The following is a 22,326-nucleotide window of genomic DNA, read 5'->3' on the forward strand; positions in this document are numbered from 1 at the left end:
AAAAACAAGCTCTTTCTATCAAAGAAATCAACCACACGTTATGGTGAAGAGCCATAATTGAACAATATAGACTTATAATAGTGACGCGATTATACATCTGTTGTTATTGCCACTATGTTTTCGAATATTGCTGTCGCATATATTCACTAAAAATTCCTTTTATTACTTTAATTAGAGTGACTTGCACCAGAAGATACATGCCTTGTGAAGTGGTTGATTGTAGTGGAGGCTGGGCGACTCCTTGAGGATCAGCCTCACAGATGAGACTCTGGAGCGAAGCACAGCGGCTCATCGGACGCCCCAGGAAGCTTTGCTCTGTGCGAAAGCGAAGCGTCAGCAAATTTTTTCTGTAGCGAAAGCGTAGCGACAGCTACAAATGTTTTCTGTGCGAAAGCGTAGCGTCAGCAACAACAAATGTTTTATCTGCGCGAAAGCAAAGCGTCAGCAACAAAACGCCCAACCATAAAGGAAATCACCCCCTCTTGTTGCCGAAGAGCCATACTTTAATATGACCTTAATTTCACTGACACAATAGTTTTTCAACAACAAAAAGCTTATCCATAAATAAAATATGGACAAGCTCTTTTTTCGCTTTTTAATTATCTGCATGAAATATTTCTTCAAAGAAACGGTATGATGGACCTTCAAGTAATTTATAATATTCTTGGAATAATAGCGCAGCATGATTTCCACTCCACATAGGCGGTAATAATTCTTGTGGCAGTCCTGGATCGATAAATAAGAATTTACGATATTCATGAACAAGATTTGTACGCTCTACAAAACATTCCGCATCCGACATTTCTTTTCTTGAGATTGCACTTTGATGGATAATATATTGCTTACTATATTGATCCATAAACTTCTCATAACGTGCTTCAATCTCAGCCAACGACCAGCTTTTTTCAATCAGCGTTTCATGATCATGAGGGCCTATATATTCAGCTGTAAAAAAGTCTACATAATTAGCAACATCATATTTTTGAATGAGTAGTTTAACCTCTTCTTCTAAATTATTGGGAGATATCCAACAGCCATTCGAAAAGGAGCCAAAACCACTCCATAAAAGCTCTTTTCGTAATTCATCCCGAATTTGGCGCTTATCCTCTGGAATGGAGTACATTAAAAGTCGCCATTTTCCATCCCACTTCGTCGGTTTTAATTTGAAAATACGATTGGCCGCTTCTTGCATCCGCTTTTCACCGCGTTTTGTTAAAAAATAATAACTACGATTCCCTCGTTTTTCTGATTGCAGCCATCCTTGTTTGACCATTCTAGATACAGAAACGCGTACATTTTGCTCTGTGTGACCAAATTCTTTTAATAGACGAATCAAACTACCAATCCAAATTTTTGAACCGTAATGCATAATATAATCGCCATAGAGCGTAAAAATCATCGACTGTGTATTAGCGCCCATTCTCTCCCCCTACTTTCTTACTCATTTTCCTTGAAATGCAGGTTGGCGTTTCTCACTAAATGCCTGTAATGCTTCAAGACGATCTTCTGTCGGAATGACTAGCTCATATGCCTTGGATTCAATGGCAAGACCCGTTTGAATATCGGTATTCATCCCTTGTGTAATGGCATATTTTGCTTTCCTAACAGCTACAGGCCCATTTTGCATCATCCGCATCGCGAGTGATTCGCATTCTATTAACAACGACTCACGGGTTACTGTTTTTAACACGATGCCTAATGACGCTGCCTCAGAAGCTGTAATTTTCGCAGCTGTTAAAATCATTTCCTTCGCTTTCATTTCGCCGATCAACCGTGGTAATCGTTGTGTACCACCTGCACCTGGAATTATTGCCCAACTTGTTTCTGTTAGTCCGAGTAGTGCCTCGTTCACTGCAATCGCAAAATCACATGCTAGTAACCATTCAAATCCACCCCCTAGTGCATGCCCATTGACTGCCGCTATAGTTGGTTGTGGTAAATTCGCTATACTGTTAAACACGTCTCGAATTGCTCGCACGTTTCTACGTACTTCTTGTGTCGTTAATGTTTTTCGTTCTTTTAAATCTGCACCTGCACTAAATGCCTTATCGCCTGCACCTGTAAAAATTACTACGCGGACATTCTCATCTATATGTAATTCGTCCACTACTTGTTGCAGTTGCGACAACGTATCATAGTTGAAACAATTTAACACCTCTGGACGATTTATTGTTACATAAGCAATATAATTTTCTATTCTAAATGAAATACTTTTCATTTGCAAACTCTCCTTTTTCATTTGTCTATTTCAGAAAAAAACGGCACATCGATTGCGCCGTTTCATATTGTTTGAAAAACTTTTATGTCAATGAAATTAAGGTGTCCTATTAAAAAAAGTATGACTTCGGTGCAAAACGAGGGGTGATTACCGTTCCGGCCTTGCGCCTTTCTAGGGGCGTCTGGGCCTGTGCGAAAGCGTAGTGGTAGCAACAACAGATTTACAACCGCGTCACTATTATAAGTCTATTACGTTCGATTAAGATGAGTAGTCTATCACGGAAATCACCCTCATATAAAGCGCCACAATAATCACAATAATTCCCTTGGCCATTTTCTTTTTAATTATCATTCGATATTTTCAATAATCGTTGCAATCCCTTGCCCAACGCCAATACACATGGAAGCAAGGCCATATTGTACGTTTTGTTTTTTCATCTCGTAAAGTAATGTTGTCACTATTCGGGCACCGCTTGCACCAAGTGGATGACCAAATGCGATAGCGCCTCCATTGACATTAACTTTCTCTGGATTTAGTTCAAGTTGCTTCATAGATTCTAATGCTTGGGAAGCAAATGCTTCATTTATTTCATATAAACCGATGTCATTTGTTGTTAGACCAGCTCGTTGTAATGCTTTTCTTGAAGAATAGATAGGACCTAAACCCATAACAGCAGGCTCCAATCCTGCGACAGCACCTGTTACATATCGTGCTAATGGTGTTATACCTAACTCTTTTGCTTTTTCTGCACTCATTAGTAATAGTGCTGAGGCACCATCGTTCACGCCAGATGCATTACCGGCTGTCACAGTCCCGTTTTCAAAAATAGGTCGTAGCTTGGCAAGTGCTTCTAATGTTGTATCTGGGCGTGGATGTTCATCTGTATCTACGATGATTTCATTTCCTTTTTTATCTTTCACGTAAACAGGTACGATTTCTTCTGCGAAACGGTTTGTGGCAATCGCTTTTTTCGCACGTTGTTGGCTTTCAAAGGCAAATGCATCTTGTTCCTCACGGCTAATATGAAAACGCTTTGCTACGTTCTCAGCAGTTTGGGGCATTGTATCTGCTCCGTATATGCTTTGCAATTTAGGGTTCGTAAAACGCCAGCCAATTGTTGTATCAAACATCTTTTGATCGCCTCTTGGATAATCAACTTCTGGTTTCCCCATGACAAATGGTGCACGTGTCATACTTTCTGTACCACCTGCGATAAACATATCCCCTTCACCACTCTTAATTGCACGAGCTGCAAAATGTATAGCATCCATTCCTGAACCACAAAGTCGGTTAATGGTTGTACCCCCTACCTCAATTGGTAGCTCAGCAAGTAAAGCAGCCATCCGGGCGACATTTCTATTATCTTCTCCTGCTTGGTTGGCATTTCCGAAAATAACATCCTCAATTTGTTCAGCTGGCACTTTTGGGTTACGTTCTATAAGTGCCTTAATGACAACGGCAGCTAAATCATCCGGGCGAACAGTTTTTAATGCACCTTTATAACGTCCAATCGGTGTACGTACAGCATCTACAATAACGACATCAGTCATTTTTTACCACCTCTTTTTGCTCATTATAGTCATAAACACCTTTCCCACTCTTTCGCCCTAAACGTCCAGCTTGTACATATTGTTCGAGCAGTGGTGCTGGGCGGTATTTTTCACCGAGTTTTTCATGTAAATATCGTAAATTATTTAGACGTGCATCAAGACCGACTAAATCGACCAATTCGAATGGTCCCATAGGATAATTCAAGCCGAGTTTAATAGCTTTATCGATGTCTTCTGGTCTACCTAAGCCCTCTTGTAACATGTAAAAGGCTTCATTACCGACGAGCGCACTAATACGACTTGTAATAAAACCCGGAAACTCATTAATGACAACCGTTTGTTTGCCCATTTGTTTAGCAATTTCGCAAATGGTTTGAACTGTCTCATCACTTGTTTCCAAGCCTCTAATAATCTCAACAAGCTCCATTTTATGGACGGGATTAAAGAAGTGCATCGCGATTGTTTGTTCAGGTCGTTTTGCATAGGAAGCAATTTCTGTTGGGCTCATTGTTGAAGTATTTGTTGCAAATAAACAGTGAGGGGATGCAAACTGTTCCATCTGCTCAAAGACGGCTCGTTTTATGTCCCTTTTTTCGGGTACCGCTTCAATGATTAAGTCTGTTTTATTGGCGACAGTCGCTAAGTCTGTCACGTAAGTTAGACGTAACATTGCTTCATGTACTTGTTGCGCCGTTAATTTTCCGCGTACAACAGATTTTTCGAAAATGGAGATAATTTCATTTTGAGCATTTTGTAACGCCTGTTCATTAATATCTATAATAGCTGTTTCAAAGCCACTGACTGCACATACGTAGGCAATTCCACGTCCCATAACCCCTGATCCGATGACAATAACTTTTTTCAATTTAAGCAACCTCCTTATTGTGAAAACCATATACGAAGAGCGTTGATCTCATCGCATATGGTTTTTGTTGTCGTTAGACGCCTAGTGGATTTAGTGGGCGGCTACCATAATATGAAATGATACTTTTTGTTTCTGTATATAAGTCTAACGTTTCGATGCATAGTTCACGTCCGAAACCAGATTGCTTATACCCACCAAATGGAGTACCTGGCATTGCAGAGAATGGACAATTGACCATAACGATTCCGGCTTGAATTTGATTGGCTACACGAGTAGCACGCGCACCGTCTTTTGACCAAACCGCTGAGCCTAAACCAAACTCTGAATCATTCGCCAGTCGAATAGCTTCTTTTTCATCGCTAAATGGCATCACAATCACTACTGGACCAAATATTTCTTCACGCACAACTTTCATGGATTGATTTACGTCAGCAATAATAGTTGGCTCATACCAGAATCCATTTTCAAAGCCCTCTACAGCTGCCACTTTGCCACCTGTTAAAATAGTTGCACCCTCTTCAATGGCAGATTTCACATAGCCATCGATCGTATCTAATTGGTCTTGGTCGATAATTGCCCCCATATGAGTCCCTTTATCGAATGGATCACCTAGTTTAATGGCTTTTGCTTTCGCGACAAATTTCTCTAAAAACTCATCGTAAATGTCTTTGTGTACGTATAAGCGTGAACGTGCTTCACAGGATTGCCCTGAGTTATAGAAAATGCCGTATAGTGAGCCATCTACTGCCGCATCGATATCTGCATCTTCGAATACTAGATTTGGTGATTTCCCACCTAGCTCTAATGTAACGCGTTTTAATGTTTGAGAAGCTTTTTCCATTATTCCTTTGCCGACTGGTGTTGAACCTGTGAAAGCTACTTTATCGACTTGCTGATGTTCAACTAAGTAATTCCCTACATCCTTCCCTGAACCAGGAATGATGTTGACAACCCCTGCCGGTACACCTGCTTCTAAGCAAATTTCACCTAACACGATCGCTGTTAAAGGGGTTAAAGAAGCTGGTTTCACAATAACAGAGCATCCAACGGCTATAGCTGGAGCAATCTTCCAAGCAGCCATCATCAGTGGGTAATTCCAAGGGACAATTTGTGCACATACTCCAACTGGCTCTTTTTCCGTGTAATTATGGAATTGACCTGGCATATTATTTACTGCTCCGCGATGACCAACAATCGCACCTGCATAAAATTCGAAATCTTCTATCGCTTGATTTACTTGACCATGTGCTGTGCCAAGTGATTTTCCTGTATCAAGCATTTCTAGCTCTACAATTTCATTAAAGCGAGAACGCATAATAGCAGCAATTTTATGGAGTACTTGTGCACGACGATTGACAGGGTATTGCTTCCATTTTCCGAAATCAAATGCTTCGCGAGCTGCTTGCACCGCACGTTCTGCATCTTCCTGTGAAGCTTTTGCGACAGTCGCTACGACTTCACCCGTCGCAGGATTAATTGTTTGGAATGTCCCACCATTACCACTCTCCACTTTTTCACCATTAATAATTAAATGATAAAAATCACGTTTTACTGAAACTTGCTCTTGTACTTGTTGTGCCATTATTATTCACTCCTTTTTTATTGTCCGCTAAATTGTGGTTGTCTTTTTTCTGCAAATGCTTTCATACCTTCTTGGTGATCGTCTGTCGCTCCAGCAATACTTTGACTTTGCGCTTCGTATGCAAGGAAGTCCTCGAACTTTAAGTGTTCCGCTGCCTTGATATTACGTTTAATAAGAGCTATTGCTTTAGTCGGTAACTGGACAATCTGTTGTGCGAATGCATGCACATCCTCTTCAAATGTTTCATTGCTATAGACAGCTGTTGTTAACCCTAATTGTTTGGCTTCATCTGGTTTAATCCGTTGACCGAGTACAGAAATTTCAAGCGCTTTAGCGTCACCAACTAATCGTTTTAAGTAGTATAAATTCCCCGAATCTGGAATTAACCCTACATGGATGAAGGCGTTCATAAAAAAGGACTTTTCCGCCATCACTCGAAAGTCGGCAGCAAGGGCTAAACTAAAGCCTGCCCCTGCCGCTGCACCATGCACAGCTGCGATAATCGGTTTTTCACAGCTATGAAGTTGTTGTACCATCGGACCATAATAATCTGTTAAAATATCACCAAGTTTAGTATCTTCATCAATTACTGAAAGATCCTGACCCGAACAAAATGCACGTCCTTCACCGCGTAGTACAATACAACGTACCGCATCATCTATAGAAGCCTGTTTGACGGCCGTACGAATTTCGTGATTCATCTGTGCCGTGAAAGCATTTAATGTGTCGGGACGATTTAATGAAATATAAGCTACAGATTCTTTTAGTTCGTATTGAATAGTTTCAAACATAACTATCTCCCCTTAAAGTTCGGTTGACGTTTTTCAACGAATGCTTGCATGCCTTCTTTTTGATCTTCCGAAGAGAATAATACATAGAAATTTTTCCGTTCAAATTGCATCCCTTCATAGAGCGAGTAGTCTACAGCTTTGTTGACCGCTTCCTTTATGAGTCGTAAAGCGAGGGCAGGTTTTTGCGCGAGCATCATCGCTGTTTTATGTGTTTCTTCTATTAATATTTCTGGCTGTACAATTTTGTTGATGATGCCATATGCGAGCGCTTCATCGGCAGTAATTCGAGCCGCACTCCAAATCCACTCTAATGCTTTTGTTCGCCCTACTAGTTTTGTTAAGCGCTGTGTACCACCTGCACCAGGCATTACACCAAGGTTTATTTCAGGGAAACTAAACTCTGTACCCTCTGCAGCAATTAATACATCACAGCACAGGGCTAATTCAAAGCCACCTCCGAATACGAACCCTTTAACGCTACCGATAATTGGCTTTTTAATTTGCCCAATACGATCCCAATCAGCGAATTGATTTAATAGCTCTAAACGGATTGTATTGTCTGCCGCCATTTCATCAATATCTGCACCGGATGAGAATGCTTTTCCATTTCCAGCTAAAACGATGACCTGTACGTGTTCGTCACGATCAAACATTTCCATCGCCTGCACAATTTCACGTACCATTGCACGATTTAATGAATTGTATTGGCGAGGGCGGTTTAAGTAGATATACCCGATCCCACTGTCCATCGTTATTTCAATAAAGGTGAATGCTGTCATTACGCATCTTCACCGATGATTAATGTGACGATATCGCTTGCAAAGCTCATTAAATCTTTACCAGATGCTTTCCCTTCTGGTGAACGTAGCCCATGTTTTAAATCTTCTGCGCTATCATAGGTCATTTCACACATTAAGTAGTATGGCGTTTCTGTGCCCATTGGAGTTGAATTAAATTTTGTCACTTTCATTTCACGTAAGCCTGGGATTTTCGCAGTAATCGGAGTATGAACCTTTTCGTAATGCTCATCAAATGCTGCTTTATCAACAGGGTGTTTATATAACGCGATTAATTTTGCCATAGTAAAATACGCTCCTTTGTCTACATCGAAGTAGAAATTAGTTTCATTGCCTCAAATGGATTTTTACAGCTTTTGCAATATAAAATACTGCGGCACGCTGTTGGACCAAAAATATTTTCAAGCGTGACATACGTAGAGCCACAATACGGGCAATCGACATGCCAAGAGCCATCTTCTTGTAAAAAACGAGGTGGTGGTGCAATACCAAATTGCTTTAGTCCTTCTCGCCCCTTCGCTGTTACACGATCTGAAGTCCAGGTAGGATTATTTATAAACACAACACTTACCTCACGAACGGCTTCTAGTTGTTCAACTGCTTTTTTAATATTTTGTTGAATAATTGTCAGTGCAGGACATCCTGAAAATGTTGGTAGTACTTCAATACGGATATGTCCATCATCCACATGCACACGTTCAACCATGCCAAGGTCAATAATACTCACCGTATCAATTTCTGGATCTTTCACTGTACCCAACACCTCATAGATGTGCGCTTCGTGCAGATCAGTAGTTGTCATCGTTACCCTCCTTACCAGCTTGCCGCCAAATCAGAACGATACACCTCTGACATCGTTTCGATTGCCGATGTTAAATCGTCTGTATGTTGACCGTTGCGACCATTAATAATCGGTGCTGGGAGTTCAGGAATAGGGATTTCTACCGCTTCAAAAGTTGGTGTTACAATAGCCAACCAACGTTCTTTTATGGCCGCTTCTGACTCAATTAATTCACATGCTGTTATGTCCGTAACTGATTGGCCAAATGATAATAAATCACCAGCATCTTTCATTACTTCCTGTAATGCTGCTATCATGCGTGAACGTGATTCCTCTGTTGCTGTACATAATTGCGTAAACCATGTTGTCCAATGCATTTGATGATAATAAAGCTCCGTACTAATTTTCATAGCCACTTCTCGGATTGGGGCATAGCTACTTGCCTTTAGTGCATCTATCTTCGCTTTTTTCGCCGTTGTATAGACAAAATTGCGTGCAATTGCGTAGCCCCAGTCGTAATTCGGTGCTTCCTTGTAGTAACCTTCCCCATTCGGGCGTTCAACAAGCAGACTATTACAACGTTCCTCTTTAGGGCGAAGCTGCGATAATGCGTCTGAAGTGCCTTCGCCAAGCTCCTCTAATAGTGTGTAATATAATTTCGCATGCCCCATCGTATCTTGTGTAATGGAAGAGAATGCTACGTCTTCCTCAATATGTGGCGCCAGCCCAAGCCACTCGGAGCCACGATATGAAAATAAGTAATCATCATCCGCTAATTGATAAAGAAGCGTAATGACCGCTTTTTTATAGTCAGGTGTTCCTTCGTTATTCATTTTTCTCCCCTCCTCCTGCCCAAGATAGGATTTCTTTTTCATCCAACATAACCTGTTCATAGTGGCGCCATTTTTTCTTTAAATAGCCATAGCCTTTTGTTGTACGGTAATCTTTATTGTCTAGGCGTTGCAGCGCTTGTTTACTGTCTTGAGTTAGACCGTGTAAATGTTTGCGATTGACGACCCAAATGTCTACTACTGGCTCCCGACGCATAAAGTTTTCCTGTGCCATAACGAGCGCCATTTCTCCATTCGGCGCTAAAAGGCTAAACTGATGTTGAAAATTTGCTGTTGCTGTTCGTTTACTAAATACTTCAAATTCTTGATAGAAAGATTGCTTTTCCAAGGGTGATCCTCCTCTCTCTAAAGAGTTAATTTACTAGAGCCGTTAATGCTTCCCGTACCCAAGCGTTGTTTTCGTAAGATGAACGACGAAGCGCTAAGCGTTCTTGTGAACATGGACCTTCGTTGCGCTGGATTTTTTTGAAATATTCCCAGTTAGGTTCTTGGTAAATCCATTTATTTTGCGCTTCATCAAAGTGCAAAGTTGGGTCTGGCACAGTTAAACCGATCGATTGAATACGAGGTACATATTTTGTTAAGAAACTTTGGCGTAGCTCCTCATTCGTTAAGACACGAATTTTATATTTAATAGTGAGATCTTGTTTACTAGTACCTGTTGTGTCTTTTGATGCTGGGCCAAAGAAAAATAATAGTGATTCCCACCAACGATTTACCGCATCTTGTACAAGTGCACGCTGTTCTGGTGTACCTTCTGCCAATGCCATAATAATGGCTTCACCGTGTTGTGCATGGAATACTTCTTCTGCACAAATACGTTGAAGGGCACGCGCATAAGGTCCGTAAGAGGAACCTAACATGTTGGTTTGTGAAATAATGGCTGAACCGTCTACAAGCCAGCCAATTAAACCTGCATCCCCCCATGATTTTGTTTCCATATGGAATACGTTGTGGAACTTAAGACGTCCTTCGAATAAATCAATCATTATATCGCCGCGATCTTTCCCATATGGTTTAAGCAAATCCTCTGCTACACGTAATAATAATTGACCATGCCCCATCTCATCTTGAACCTTCGCCATAATCCCTAGCTTTCGATATAAAGTCGGCGCTTTCGGAACCCATTCTTTCTCAGGAAGAGCCCCCATTATTTCACTAATACCATGCATTGAAATTAATTTGATTAGTGCCAAGCGGTATTCTTCCGGCATCCAATCATCTACTTCAATCTTCTCTCCAGCGGCAATCCGCGCCTCAAATTGCGCCTGTAATTCTTGTTCAGATACTTGTGATACGACACTCATAGTAAAAACCTCCTTATATAACCGAATTTCGATATTCGTTATTATTATGTTATGTTGAAGAACAAAAAAAATCACACTTCCAACAAGACCTTAGTATTGATTGCTACTTTAATTGATTCCGTTGGACAGCCTTCCATTGCATCCTCTAAATCATCATATAAATCTATCGGAACTTCTTTACAACCTTGGTTATTGTCTAAAATAACATACGCGATTCCTTCGTCATTATAGTCAAAAATATCCGGAGCCGATGCGCCACATGCGCCACAAGCAATACATGTATCTTGATCTACTCTAGTGAATTTCACCATATACTCATTCCTTTCCCAAACCTATAGCATTAAGTAAGTTGTTTCTTTTTTTCCTCCATTACACTCGTACTATGCAACGGTTGCACTTTAGATGTTGGGTCAATATATACTTTCGCGTTACTAATAGCAGTAGGTGCTTCTCCGAAACCACTAACAATTAACTTTACTTTCCCATCATATGTGCAAATGTCTCCAGCCGCATAAATACCTGGAATGTTCGTTTCCATACGTGAATTAACGACGATGGAGTTTTTGTTAATGTCTAAGCCCCAATCTTTAATGGCACCTAAAGAAGAAACAAAACCAAAGTTTACGATAATATCATCGACTCCATAGATTGGTTGCTGTGTGTCGTCTTTTGCATGCTTTAATTTAACATGTGTAATACGCTCTTCCCCTATAAGTTCTTCAGGAATATATGGAGTGATCACCTCAACAGATGATTGCATTAAGTTTTCTACACTATGTTCATGTGCACGGAATTTATCACGTCTATGGACAATAGAGACCTTTTTAGCAATTGGTTCTAGCATCATTGCCCAATCGACTGCTGAATCACCGCCACCAAAAACCATCACGTTCCGATCTTTAAAAGCATTAAGGTCATTAATGAAGTAATGTAAATTACGTTGCGCATACTTTTCTTCCCCATCAAAGTCAAGCGTACGAACTTTAAACGCACCGTTTCCGGCAGTGATCAGTATTGTACGTGAATAATGAGTACCCGTAGTCGATTCAAGCTTGAAAATACCGTTTTCATCTTTTTCGATTGTTTGTACAGATTCATTCGTACAAACATCCACTGGAAACGTATTCATTTGTTCTTTTAAATTAAAGATGAGATCTTGTGCGCGAATTTTCGGAAAACCTGCAATATCATAAATATATTTTTCTGGATAAAGTGCAGCAAGTTGGCCACCCAATTGAGGAAGGCTTTCGATAATTTTGACGCTCATGCCTCGCATACCACCATAGAAGGCGGCAAACATACCAACTGGCCCTCCGCCAATAATTGTCACATCTTTTATTTGCTCAGCATCAATCATTGAAGAACCTCCTTTTGTTCCTTTCTTCTATCAATGACACGAATGGCTTTTCCTTCAGAGCGAGGAATAGAACCAATATTTTCAATGACCAGACTAACGGAAATTAAGCAGGCATTTTTCAAATCGTGCTTGATTTCCTTTGTCAGTAATTGAATAAGCGGATGACTTAGGTCGCCTCCTACTTTTTCACATAATCTTGGCGTTAACTCAACATGTAGTTCAATCGCATCCATATTGCCCTTTTTCAACAAATGAATTTGATAATGTGGTGCCAAACCTTCAATTTGTAACAACTCACGCTCGATTTCAGATGGGAAGACATTGACACCACGAATAATTAACATGTCATCTGTTCGCCCCTTCACACGTGCCATTCGCATTGTTGTACGTCCACATTTACATTTTTCACGTGTAATGGATGTAATATCACCCGTACGATAACGAATAATTGGTAACGCTTCCTTCGTTAAACTTGTGATAACCAATTCTCCATCTTCCCCATCAGCTACAGGTTCTAACGTATCCGGATCGATAATTTCAACGAAGAAATGGTCTTCTGCAATATGTAAACCATCTTGTGCTTCATAGCATTCAATTGAAACACCAGGACCCATCACTTCACTTAAACCGTAAATATCCATGGCACGAATTTTCAATTTATCCTCAATGGCACGACGCATTTCCTCGGACCAAGGCTCTGCACCAAAAATTCCATATTCAATCCCGTTCGTCGCTGGATCAATGCCCATTTCCTCCATCTTTTCAGCGATGTTTAGAATATAAGAAGGTGTACCTGCGATGCCCCGTGGTTTAAAATCTTCAATTAATGTAATTTGACGTTCTGTATTTCCTCCCGAGACTGGCACAACGGCCGCTCCTAATGTTTCAGCTCCGTAGTGTAAACCTATCCCTCCAGTAAATAGACCGTATCCATATGCATTATGAAAAATATCTGATTTGCGTCCCCCTGCGGTAACAATAGCTCGAGCTAACAGTCCCGACCACATATCGATATCATTTTTTGTATAACCGACAATTGTTGGTTTTCCACTAGTTCCCGAAGAACCATGAATGCGCACTACATCATCCATCGGTACGGCAAAAAGCTTAAATGGATATTGCTCACGTAAATTTATTTTTTTCGTAAATGGCAATTTGCGAATATCTTCTAAACTTTGAATATCAGCTGGCTTAACCCCAAGCTGATCAAATTGCTCCTTATAGAATGGTGTGTTGTGATAGACATTTTCAACTGTTGCTTTTAAACGCTCTAGTTGAATCCTTTCCATTTCTCCCCTTGAAGCTGTTTCTATTTCTAGATGATACATTTTCCTAGCCCCCCCTTATGCTATTACAATTCGTCACAACGAAATCAAATGATGTAACAAATAAATTACGAGAGTTTGTATTCCGTAATTAATTTTACGATAAACTTATTTATCCGAATTGTCAATATATTTTATTTTTTCTATTTATAGTTGTTAATTAAATCGCTTTCGAATGTTTTATCTTAGTTAACATTTACATCGAATTACAAATGGTATTTTATAAAAACCCTGTTAAATCAACTATAATCACAAAAAACAATCGAAAATTCAAAATAATTCAACAAAACTAAGTTATTACATTTACTTTCCAAATGATCAATGTTAAATTTGTTTTATATTTCACTTTTTACTCATTCGTTTTATTTTTGTATGAACAATTTATAACGTAAATTACAAACAGACGAATGGAAAACTAAATTTTTTTAAAAGCAAAGGGGAGTTTACGATGACGTTAACAGAAGCTCAACAACACGAAAAATATTATGACGATATTTTTGAAGCTTTAAAAAAGGAGCCATACGCAAATTACTTAGGAATGGAATTAGTTGAATTAAAAGCAGGCTTTGCAAAAGTCACACTTTCTCCAACATCCCATATCTTAAACACACACGGTACTGTACATGGAGGGATCATTTTTTCATTAGCTGACTACGCTTTTGCAGCAGCTAGTAATTCTTACGGTAAAACCGCTGTCGGCGTAACGAATACCATACATTACATGAACGCAGGCTTGGCAGAACATCCACTAACAGCTGTCGCAGAAGAAGTTAAAAAAACTCGTCGTTTAGCCTGGTATCGTATTCATGTTTGGAGCAGCGATGAATTATGTGCAACAATGGAAGCAATGGTTTATCGTAAAAATGATAATTTCATCCAATAATACAAGATGTGAGAGGCCTTTTAAGCTTTAAATAGGTTTCTCACATCTTTTTTTGACACGCGAAAATCCCTCACTAGTTACAGGATACACTTCTTGTAACTAGGAGGAATCTTTGACGAAGCTATTTTATACGTGGATTCCATCTTTCGGTTTTGTCTGTGCTTTACCGAAGTATGCTTCTTGGATTTTCGGATCATTCAACAACTCTTGTGCAGTACCTGAAATGGCCATCTTACCATGCGCTAAAACGCAGGCACGGTCAGCCACCTTCAATGCAGCTTTGACGTTCTGCTCGACCAAAATGATCGTGACACCTCGTTCATCGCATAATTTACGTAAAATAGTCATAATGTCTTTGACAATTAAAGGAGCAAGTCCTAATGATGGTTCATCAAGCATCAAAACTTTCGGATTGGCCATTAAACCTCGTCCTATCGCCACCATTTGCTGTTCGCCCCCTGAAAGTAAACCACCTGGACGACTAAGCATTTGCTTTAAGCGCGGAAATAATTCCACAATGTCCTCATAGTCTCGGTGCACCGTTTTCTTATCTCTACTATAGCGATGATAAGCACCGAGCATCAGATTGTCCTTAACCGATAATGAAGAAAAAATTTGTCTTCGCTCCGGCACTAAACAAATCCCATTGGCAACTGTCTTTTGTACACCATCTTTCGTAATATCTAATCCTTTGTATTCAATTTTTCCTTCACTCGCTGAATAGACACCTGCTAATGTACCGAGGAGCGTGCTTTTCCCAGCACCATTTGATCCGACAATTGATAGTAACTCCCCTTCTAATAGTTCGAAATCAATACCTTCAAGAACGTGTAAATGCCCATGATAGGTATGTAAATTTTCGATTTTAAGCATATGCCACACCTTCTTCCGCTTCATCATCGCCCAAGTATGCCGCCACAACCTTTGGATTTTTGTAAATCTCTTCCGGTGTACCTTCTCCAATCTTGACCCCGTTATCAACAACAACTAAGCGATCTGAAATAGACATAACCGTTTCCATATCATGTTCGACGAATAAAAAAGTCATTCCCTCTGCGCGCATTTTTAAAATGACTTCGACTAATTGTCTTGATTCCTCAGCGTTTAAACCCGCCATTGGTTCATCTAGTAAAATGAGTTGAGGTTTGGAAATGGCTGCACGCGCAATTTCCAGAAGTCGCTGACTGCCATAAGGTAATTTATCGGACATTTCATAGGCAAAATCGGCAATTCCTACATCCTTTAAACATTGCAGCGCTCTTTCCATTGTCCGTACCTCTTCTTTAACGACAGTCGGTAAACGTAGTCCAGCCGTTAAAATATTTGTTTTCATCGTAATATGTGCACCGGTCATTACATTCTCGACAACCGTCATATTATCGAATACTTCTAAGTTCTGAAATGTTCTTGTTATACCTGCCTGTGCAATTTGATAAGGCTTTTTTCGTGTTAGCCGCTTGCCTTGGAAGTAGACATTCCCTGATGAACTTGGCAATACCCCCGTTATCATATTGAAAAGTGTTGTTTTACCTGCACCGTTAGGACCGATCACAGCGAATATTTCACCTTTATTAATTGCGAAGGAAACATTGTCTACAGCAACTACCCCGCCGAACACTTTCGTTAAGTTTTCTACACTTAAGATCAGCTCTTTGTTAGTCATTTGTTTTACCTCCAGTAGCTCGTGTATCGATGGAGAACGCGATTGGTGCAGAGCGTTCTTTCTTGTGACGTTTTCCAGCGATTTTTATAAATTGAGGGACTAATCCATTCGGCATATAAATTAATGTTAGCACTAGCAATACACCGAAGAAGACAATTTCAAATTCCCCTCCAACGTTAGGTAAGATGATTGGCACATAATGTTTTAATAGTTCACCAAGCAGAACATACGTAGCTGAACCGACGATGGCACCCCAAATACTATTGGAGCCACCGATAATAACCATTATTAAAAAATAAATGGACGTATTCGCTGTAAATAAATCCGGATTAATAAATGTTACATAGTGTGCTAATAGCGAGCCGGAAATGGATGTGAAAATAGCACTTGTAACAAAGATTTGTAGTTTATATTTCATTAAATTTACACCAACAGCATCCGCTGCAATCTCACTACCCTCAATCGAACGTAAGCCACGCCCAATTCTTGAGTGAATAATATTCCGCGAGAAAATAAGAGCCATAAAAACAAAAAACCAAATAAGATAGAAGTAGCTTTGATCTGTCATGAATTCAAAGCCAAATAAACTGATACTCGGTATACCGAAGAAGCCATTCGAGCCTCCTGTAATCGATGATAATTCTTTAAATGCTGTATACACAATAATGCCAAACCCTAATGTTGCTAACGCTAAATAATAACCTTTTAACTTAAATGTAGGAATGCCGATTAATAAAGCAACAAGTGCAGAAATAAGTGCACCTACTAAGATCGCTAACCATGGAGATAAACCTAATGTAGCTGTCATATAAGCAGATGTGTAGGCACCAATTCCATAAAAAGCTGCATGTCCTAATGAAATTTGTCCAGCGTAGCCTGTTAGCATCGTTAAACCTATACATACTAATGCATAAAACCCAATCATCGTAAAAATAGCGAGTGTATAATTAGATCCAACTAGCGGAAGACAAAATAGTAGTGCGAAAAAAATACCTGGTCCAACTAAGCTGTTATTGTAGATCAGCTTTAAGCTTTTTTTAGTCATCGTTGCAACCTCCTTACACACGTTTCCCAGAAGCTTTAGCAAATAGGCCTTCTGGTTTTATAAATAAAATTAACAGCAATAAAGAGAAGCTCACTACATCTTTTAAACCTGAAGACCATAATCCCTCTGTAAATGCTTCGATAATTCCAATTAGAAAAGCCCCCGCAATGGCCGCTGGGGCATTTGTTAAACCACCAACAACTGCTGCTACAAACGCTTTTATACCAAGCATCATCCCCATATCGTAGGATGCACCGGAAATAGGTGCGATAACGGTACCTGCTAGAGCCCCTAACCCAGCACTTACAACAACAGCAAGCAAGGACATTTTATTTGGATTGATTCCCATTAAACGTGCAGCAAATGGATTTACAACACAAGCTGTTAATGACTTCCCTGTAAACGTATAGTTAAAGAAGTACAGCATAACGATTAAAATAACGATCGAAAGGCCAATCGCCCATAGATTTTGCGGAAGTAATACGGCTTCTAAAAATTCAATCGGTGTATTATCCGTAAACGGCGGTAATGTTTGGGCTTGTGTTCCCCAAATTAAAATCGCAATCCCTCGAAAGGCAATCGATACGCCAATTGTTATGATAATTAATGTTGTCATGGATGATTTACGAGCTGTGTGAATGGCTGTTCGTTCAAATACAGCACCAATTGCCGCCACAATGACGATACTTAATATAACGGCTAACCATAATGGAAGATTTGCCTTTACAAGTGAAATACTAATTAAAGCACCAAACATAGCAAATTCACCTTGTGCAAAGTTAAGTATGCCTGTCACGTTATAAATAATGACGAATCCAACCGCAATCAATGCGTAAATGGCTCCTATTGTTAAACCAGAAAATAATAATTGCAATATTTGAGAAAATGTTTCCATAATGTCATTCACTCCATTTCATTTCGAGGTTACTAAGCTGATAATGAATGAACAGTGATGGAGAGACACCACTGTTCATTGGATTTGTATTATTTTTATAGGTGTGTTGATTAACCATTTTTATCTCTTCTAATTAATTTGAAGACTCTGATTTCCTCTATAATCAGTAAAAATAGGGATATATTAGAAAAATAAAAACAAAAAAATCCTTTTGTCTCTAAAAAATAAACCTATTTTCCCTAATAAACACGCCTGATCTGTTATTCTTACTTGTCTTCTAAAGTCCACTTACCGTCAACAATTCGTACCATCGCAAAACTATCTGGGCTCAGTCCCATATGATTATCTGCAGTAATGTTAAATACACCTGTAAGACCTACATATTCACCTAGCTCTTGTTCAATGTAATCACGGAGTGCAGCGCTATCACTACCTTTTGCTTCAATGGCTTTTGTCGCAATCGCGAAAGCATCTGCTGCATATGCACCGAATGTACTCGCTGGTTTATTGTATTTTGCTGTGAAAGCTTCGTTATACGCTTTTAATAATTCTTTTTGTGGATTTGAATCTTCTAATTTATCAGCCACTAATAATTTCCCAGTTGGCAAAACCACATCGTTCGCAGCATCTCCTGCAACTTCGATAAATTGGTCCGTTGCAACTCCGTGACTTGCAAGAACTGGTATATCTAGCGCTAGTTCACGAATATTTTTAATCACTACAGCTGACTCTTGCACTGTTCCCCAAACAATAATGGCATCTGGATTTTCTTTTTTCACACGAGTTAACAGTGGTTTTGCATCTTTAACTGTCGCTTCGAATTCATCTTCAATAACTGATTCCACACCGTAATCTGCCGCATGTTTAACAAATTCTTCATGACCACCAGTTCCATAAGAATTCGCAACGTTTAACCAGGCAACTTTCGTTAAGTTATTATCTTTTAAATATTGTAAAATCCGCTCCACCGCTTGTTGATCGTCTTGCGGCATTTTGAATACCCATTTTCGCGCTTGTCCATCTTCAGTCATATAAATTTGTTTACTGGCAGCAACTGAAATGTAAGGCACCTGATTTTGCTCTGCCAAAGGTAACATCGCTAATGAGTTACCACTTGTTGTCCCTCCGATAACGATCGAAACCTTGTCTTGTGTTAACGCTTTTTTCATCGCAAGAATTGCTTCATTTTGGTCAGATTTATCATCGTATGTTACTAAGTCGATTTTCCGACCGTTAATGCCTCCATCCGCATTTTTTTGATCGACTAACATTTTAAGCGTTTGCATCTCCGATTCACCTAGAGCGGCCGCCCCACCAGACGCTGAAAAGATTCCAGCCATTTTGATTGAATCAGATGATGTTTCTGTACCTGAACTTGCGGATGATGCATCACCTTTCCCCGAATCAGATGATGAACTACAGGCCACCATCAATAATGCACCCATTAATAGGAAAAGAGATAATACAGTCTTTTTCATAAAACACTACACCCCTTCATTAATTTTATACCTATAAAAACCGCATCCCCTTTTAAAATGACGGTATGTATAGCCCCTTGGATTAAAAACGTTTCAAAAACAACCAAACAATTAAGATAAAAACAGATAATTACAGACTAAACGATACCTAAAGTAGATATTCGTGATTTTAGTTAATCAAAAGAATAGCATGTATATTAATAAATGATAAATACTAAAAATATATATTATAAATTGTTATATATACATTTTTGGTATATCCGTATTTTAATTGTTATATATATTCCATGAAAAATATGTAATTTAACAATCTACAAAACCCTTGCTATTACTAGGTTTCTTAAAATTATTTATTTAAAAAATCAGAAATATCTTACAAATTTAACGAAAGTACTCGAAAAAGTGTTATTATACAGAATAAGTATACTAATTGCATAAACAAGCGGATTTTAAGTATAGGGGTGAAAAAGGATGGATTTAAGACAATTAAATTACTTCATTACAATCGTTGAAGAAAAACAAATTACGAAAGCTGCAAAAAAACTCCATATGGCACAACCACCACTTAGCAATCAATTGAAAGTTATGGAGGAAGAATTAAACTGCAAACTATTAGATCGGAATGGTAGAACATTAGAGCTTACTGAACCAGGAAAGATTTTATATGAAAAAGGCAAAACATTATTAGCTAATTTCGAAGATACGATTTCGGAAATAAAAGAAGTTGGAGAAGGGTTAAAGGGGGTATTATCAATTGGCGCAGATCAAACTTGCTTAGCTTACTTACCTGAAAAAATTAGGTTGATGCGTGAGAGATACCCTAAATTAAACTTCAAAATTATTGAAGGAGATACATTTTTCTTAACGAAAAGTCTTTTAAGTAAAGAAATTGATTTAGCTATTCTGCAACAACCAATTGAAGATGAAAATTTCTCTTCGATCGGGCTAGAATTAAAGGAATTTGTACTTGCCACACCCGCACAATGGAATTTACCGAACCCCATTCAAATGGAAGACTTAAAAGATTTACCGTTTCTTTCTTTTTATCGTCATCGTAGTTGTAGTACGTTTCGCATTATAATCGATGAATTTAAAAGTCACGGTTTTGAACCTAATATTATTTGTGAGTGCATTGATATAGCGATGGTTATTTCCTTAATAAGTGAAGGATTGGGGATAACTATTTTACCGAAAACGAGTCTCGATAAATTTTCAATTAAAGGTATTAAAATCATTAAATTTGCTAATTGTAATATCCAATCCAAAGCGAACATTATTTGGCCAAAGGATCGCTATTTAGCAAAGCACGCAATGAATTTTTTAAAATTATTTAAGGAAGAAACTCATAAAACAATCCGCCAGAGCCAAAAAGTTTAATATCCAGAGTGATGATGCATTGGCTTCGAAAATTTAAAATGGTACTCCCGGTTGAATTTTAACCGGGAGCTTTTTGTTTATTTTACATACTTCAAATACTTTTTTACAAACTCTACAATGTACTGCACCTCTTCATCTGTCATATTAAATAGTTTACTAACTTTTTGTAATTTTGCTGGTGATTTTAATTGTTCATGTACTTGATCGACCAACATATATTTACACTTCCGAGGGTTTACCGTATTTCTAATCTGTTTGTAGCGACGATAAGCATAGCGAGCAAAAGCATTTAACATTTCTCGCTCCTGCTCATCTCTTTCCATTTTTTTTGCGGCCTCATCGATCACTTCTGTATCAAATGTCCATGAACCATCTGTTATTTGCATAGTACCACCTCTTTAGTTATGTAAAGTTGATGACAATTGAATAGCTCCGTTTCATCCACTCTTAGCTATTAGATGCATAAGAAAAAGCCACACCTAGTTAGATGTGACTCATTTTGTATTTTTCATGTGTATCCCGATTATATTTTAGGTTAACAAGAATTATTCTCAAAATTTTATTCTTCAAAAGATAAATTTGTCGGCCCTTCTAAAAGATGGTTCTCAAAAGTAATATGGGTTGTAGGGGTATCGTTATCAACTACTTCAATACTAAGTCCATCCAGCCAAACTTCCCCTTTTCCTGTTAGTAAAATACCGAACGATATTATTGCACTGTTTGCTGGTACATCAAGAACGATAGAATATTGATTCCAACTATTTGTACCTAAGATTGGCCTATCACTCATATTATCGAATTGCAGCATATCCTCCGATGCACTATCAACTCGCATCCACAGTCCAGTGAATTGTTTTACATTATTAGTTTTAATAAAGCCAGAGAGTTTAATTCTCATACCTCTAAATTCATCAGCCTTGAATTGTTGCATCATTGTTGCAAATTCATCTGGAGCGTGAACAGTTTTTGATTTTAAATATCCCGATGCTTTTCCTTGATGTACATTTTTCTGATCTATTCCTATTTCGTAATTATAAGGGTGACTACCACTAATAAACCAGCCTTTAATTTTCTCTTCCATTATTAATTCCTCCTTATTTCTTCTCATAGTTTTCATTACTTTTCTGTATTGCCCTGGTGGCAAACAGTACAATTTTTTGAATGCACGTGTAAAGGTTTCTTGTGACTCAAATTGATAATAGAATGCGATATCAATAATTCTTTCCTCAGTATGTAGAAGTGTACTTGCCGCATTTGCAAGTCTCCTCATTCGAATATATTCTGAGACAGACATACCAACAGAAGATTGAAAAATCCTGTGAAAATGATACTTTGAAAATCCTGTAACCTCGTCAATGTCATTAGCGGATATTTGCTCATGTAAATGAGATTCAATCCATTCTATTGTTTTTTGAATAACCCATTCATATTTCAACTGTATTTCACCTCCCCCTTCATTAATAATCATACCGAATAAAAATTCACGATTTTTGATCTTTTTTGCGATATTTTGGACCATCACCAAAACGTGTGGTTGATTTCCGTTCCGACTTGTGAGCTT

Annotated in this window: 25 protein-coding genes; 3 read left to right on the forward strand and 22 right to left on the reverse strand. The window is 38.7% G+C overall.

Annotated features, from left to right (window positions below; genetic code table 11):
* Nucleotides 1-241 precede the first annotated feature (241 nt).
* The gene (locus tag QRN68_RS16260) at nt 242-364 is read left to right on the forward strand and encodes a hypothetical protein (protein WP_285397949.1); all 123 of its coding nucleotides are present in this window, start codon (nt 242-244) and stop codon (nt 362-364) included.
* A 231-nt stretch (nt 365-595) separates the two neighbouring features.
* On the opposite strand, the gene paaX is transcribed toward QRN68_RS16260, so the two are convergent.
* The 15 genes from paaX to QRN68_RS16335 all read right to left on the reverse strand — a co-directional run bounded on the left by paaX (nt 596) and on the right by QRN68_RS16335 (nt 13,427).
* Entirely contained in the window at nt 596-1,420 is an 825-nt protein-coding gene (paaX, locus tag QRN68_RS16265) for a phenylacetic acid degradation operon negative regulatory protein PaaX (RefSeq protein ID WP_285397951.1), read from the reverse strand.
* 21 nt (nt 1,421-1,441) lie between these two features.
* The gene (locus tag QRN68_RS16270; protein ID WP_285397953.1) at nt 1,442-2,218 is read right to left on the reverse strand and encodes an enoyl-CoA hydratase-related protein; all 777 of its coding nucleotides are present in this window, start codon (nt 2,216-2,218) and stop codon (nt 1,442-1,444) included.
* A gap of 347 nt (nt 2,219-2,565) precedes the next feature.
* Entirely contained in the window at nt 2,566-3,768 is a 1,203-nt protein-coding gene (locus tag QRN68_RS16275) for a thiolase family protein (RefSeq protein ID WP_285397954.1), read from the reverse strand.
* A complete protein-coding gene (locus QRN68_RS16280; protein ID WP_285397955.1) occupies nt 3,761-4,633 on the reverse strand; it encodes a 3-hydroxyacyl-CoA dehydrogenase in 873 nt (290 codons plus the stop codon). The genes QRN68_RS16275 and QRN68_RS16280 overlap by 8 nt, the downstream gene beginning before the upstream one ends.
* A 73-nt stretch (nt 4,634-4,706) precedes the next feature.
* The gene (locus QRN68_RS16285) at nt 4,707-6,215 is read right to left on the reverse strand and encodes an aldehyde dehydrogenase family protein (RefSeq protein ID WP_285397956.1); all 1,509 of its coding nucleotides are present in this window, start codon (nt 6,213-6,215) and stop codon (nt 4,707-4,709) included.
* Nucleotides 6,216-6,232: 17 nt separating this feature from the next.
* Nucleotides 6,233-7,006, reverse strand: a complete 774-nt coding sequence (locus QRN68_RS16290) for an enoyl-CoA hydratase-related protein (protein WP_285397957.1) — start codon at nt 7,004-7,006, stop codon at nt 6,233-6,235.
* Between the two features lie 2 nt (nt 7,007-7,008).
* The gene (locus QRN68_RS16295) at nt 7,009-7,785 is read right to left on the reverse strand and encodes an enoyl-CoA hydratase/isomerase family protein (RefSeq protein ID WP_285397958.1); all 777 of its coding nucleotides are present in this window, start codon (nt 7,783-7,785) and stop codon (nt 7,009-7,011) included.
* Nucleotides 7,785-8,087, reverse strand: a complete 303-nt coding sequence (locus tag QRN68_RS16300) for an EthD family reductase (RefSeq protein ID WP_285397959.1) — start codon at nt 8,085-8,087, stop codon at nt 7,785-7,787. The genes QRN68_RS16295 and QRN68_RS16300 overlap by 1 nt, the downstream gene beginning before the upstream one ends.
* 20 nt (nt 8,088-8,107) lie before the next feature.
* On the reverse strand, nt 8,108-8,605 hold the full coding sequence (paaD, locus tag QRN68_RS16305; protein WP_285397960.1) for a 1,2-phenylacetyl-CoA epoxidase subunit PaaD: 498 nt from the start codon (nt 8,603-8,605) through the stop codon (nt 8,108-8,110).
* 11 nt (nt 8,606-8,616) lie between these two features.
* Nucleotides 8,617-9,417: a 1,2-phenylacetyl-CoA epoxidase subunit PaaC gene (paaC, locus tag QRN68_RS16310; protein ID WP_285397961.1), complete on the reverse strand. Its 801-nt coding sequence runs from the start codon at nt 9,415-9,417 to the stop codon at nt 8,617-8,619.
* The gene (gene paaB / locus QRN68_RS16315) at nt 9,410-9,763 is read right to left on the reverse strand and encodes a 1,2-phenylacetyl-CoA epoxidase subunit PaaB (protein WP_285397962.1); all 354 of its coding nucleotides are present in this window, start codon (nt 9,761-9,763) and stop codon (nt 9,410-9,412) included. The genes paaC and paaB overlap by 8 nt, the downstream gene beginning before the upstream one ends.
* Before the next feature lie 25 nt (nt 9,764-9,788).
* The gene (gene paaA, locus QRN68_RS16320; RefSeq protein ID WP_285397963.1) at nt 9,789-10,742 is read right to left on the reverse strand and encodes a 1,2-phenylacetyl-CoA epoxidase subunit PaaA; all 954 of its coding nucleotides are present in this window, start codon (nt 10,740-10,742) and stop codon (nt 9,789-9,791) included.
* Between the two features lie 71 nt (nt 10,743-10,813).
* Entirely contained in the window at nt 10,814-11,053 is a 240-nt protein-coding gene (locus tag QRN68_RS16325; RefSeq protein ID WP_285397964.1) for a ferredoxin, read from the reverse strand.
* A 29-nt stretch (nt 11,054-11,082) separates the two neighbouring features.
* A complete protein-coding gene (locus QRN68_RS16330) occupies nt 11,083-12,099 on the reverse strand; it encodes an NAD(P)/FAD-dependent oxidoreductase (protein ID WP_285397965.1) in 1,017 nt (338 codons plus the stop codon).
* Nucleotides 12,096-13,427 carry a phenylacetate--CoA ligase family protein gene (locus QRN68_RS16335; RefSeq protein ID WP_285397966.1) on the reverse strand — a complete coding sequence of 444 codons (1,332 nt, stop codon included), beginning with the start codon at nt 13,425-13,427 and terminating at the stop codon, nt 12,096-12,098. The genes QRN68_RS16330 and QRN68_RS16335 overlap by 4 nt, the downstream gene beginning before the upstream one ends.
* A 445-nt stretch (nt 13,428-13,872) precedes the next feature.
* On the opposite strand from QRN68_RS16335, the gene QRN68_RS16340 reads away from it, so the two are divergent.
* On the forward strand, nt 13,873-14,307 hold the full coding sequence (locus tag QRN68_RS16340; RefSeq protein WP_285397967.1) for a PaaI family thioesterase: 435 nt from the start codon (nt 13,873-13,875) through the stop codon (nt 14,305-14,307).
* Nucleotides 14,308-14,433: 126 nt separating this feature from the next.
* Here the strand turns inward: QRN68_RS16340 and QRN68_RS16345 are convergent, their stop codons facing one another.
* The 5 genes from QRN68_RS16345 to QRN68_RS16365 form a co-directional block, all read right to left on the reverse strand.
* The gene (locus QRN68_RS16345) at nt 14,434-15,180 is read right to left on the reverse strand and encodes an ABC transporter ATP-binding protein (RefSeq protein ID WP_285397968.1); all 747 of its coding nucleotides are present in this window, start codon (nt 15,178-15,180) and stop codon (nt 14,434-14,436) included.
* Nucleotides 15,173-15,970 (reverse strand): ABC transporter ATP-binding protein, encoded by a 798-nt coding sequence (locus tag QRN68_RS16350; protein WP_285397969.1) that lies wholly within the window; start codon nt 15,968-15,970, stop codon nt 15,173-15,175. The genes QRN68_RS16345 and QRN68_RS16350 overlap by 8 nt, the downstream gene beginning before the upstream one ends.
* The gene (locus QRN68_RS16355; RefSeq protein WP_285397970.1) at nt 15,963-17,015 is read right to left on the reverse strand and encodes a branched-chain amino acid ABC transporter permease; all 1,053 of its coding nucleotides are present in this window, start codon (nt 17,013-17,015) and stop codon (nt 15,963-15,965) included. Before QRN68_RS16355 ends, QRN68_RS16350 begins: the two co-directional genes overlap by 8 nt.
* A 13-nt stretch (nt 17,016-17,028) precedes the next feature.
* Nucleotides 17,029-17,910: a branched-chain amino acid ABC transporter permease gene (locus tag QRN68_RS16360; protein ID WP_285397971.1), complete on the reverse strand. Its 882-nt coding sequence runs from the start codon at nt 17,908-17,910 to the stop codon at nt 17,029-17,031.
* Between the two features lie 266 nt (nt 17,911-18,176).
* Nucleotides 18,177-19,388 (reverse strand): ABC transporter substrate-binding protein, encoded by a 1,212-nt coding sequence (locus tag QRN68_RS16365; protein WP_285397972.1) that lies wholly within the window; start codon nt 19,386-19,388, stop codon nt 18,177-18,179.
* A 471-nt stretch (nt 19,389-19,859) separates the two neighbouring features.
* On the opposite strand from QRN68_RS16365, the gene QRN68_RS16370 reads away from it, so the two are divergent.
* Nucleotides 19,860-20,765 (forward strand): LysR family transcriptional regulator, encoded by a 906-nt coding sequence (locus QRN68_RS16370; RefSeq protein ID WP_285397973.1) that lies wholly within the window; start codon nt 19,860-19,862, stop codon nt 20,763-20,765.
* 77 nt (nt 20,766-20,842) lie between these two features.
* Here QRN68_RS16370 and QRN68_RS16375 read toward each other — a convergent pair whose 3' ends face one another.
* Nucleotides 20,843-21,151 carry a hypothetical protein gene (locus tag QRN68_RS16375; RefSeq protein WP_285397974.1) on the reverse strand — a complete coding sequence of 103 codons (309 nt, stop codon included), beginning with the start codon at nt 21,149-21,151 and terminating at the stop codon, nt 20,843-20,845.
* A 173-nt stretch (nt 21,152-21,324) separates the two neighbouring features.
* Nucleotides 21,325-22,200 carry a helix-turn-helix domain-containing protein gene (locus QRN68_RS16380; RefSeq protein ID WP_285398001.1) on the reverse strand — a complete coding sequence of 292 codons (876 nt, stop codon included), beginning with the start codon at nt 22,198-22,200 and terminating at the stop codon, nt 21,325-21,327.
* Nucleotides 22,201-22,326 lie beyond the last annotated feature (126 nt).

Source organism: Lysinibacillus sp. fls2-241-R2A-57, from assembly GCF_030209535.1.
In the GTDB taxonomy this organism is placed as follows: domain Bacteria; phylum Bacillota; class Bacilli; order Bacillales_A; family Planococcaceae; genus Lysinibacillus.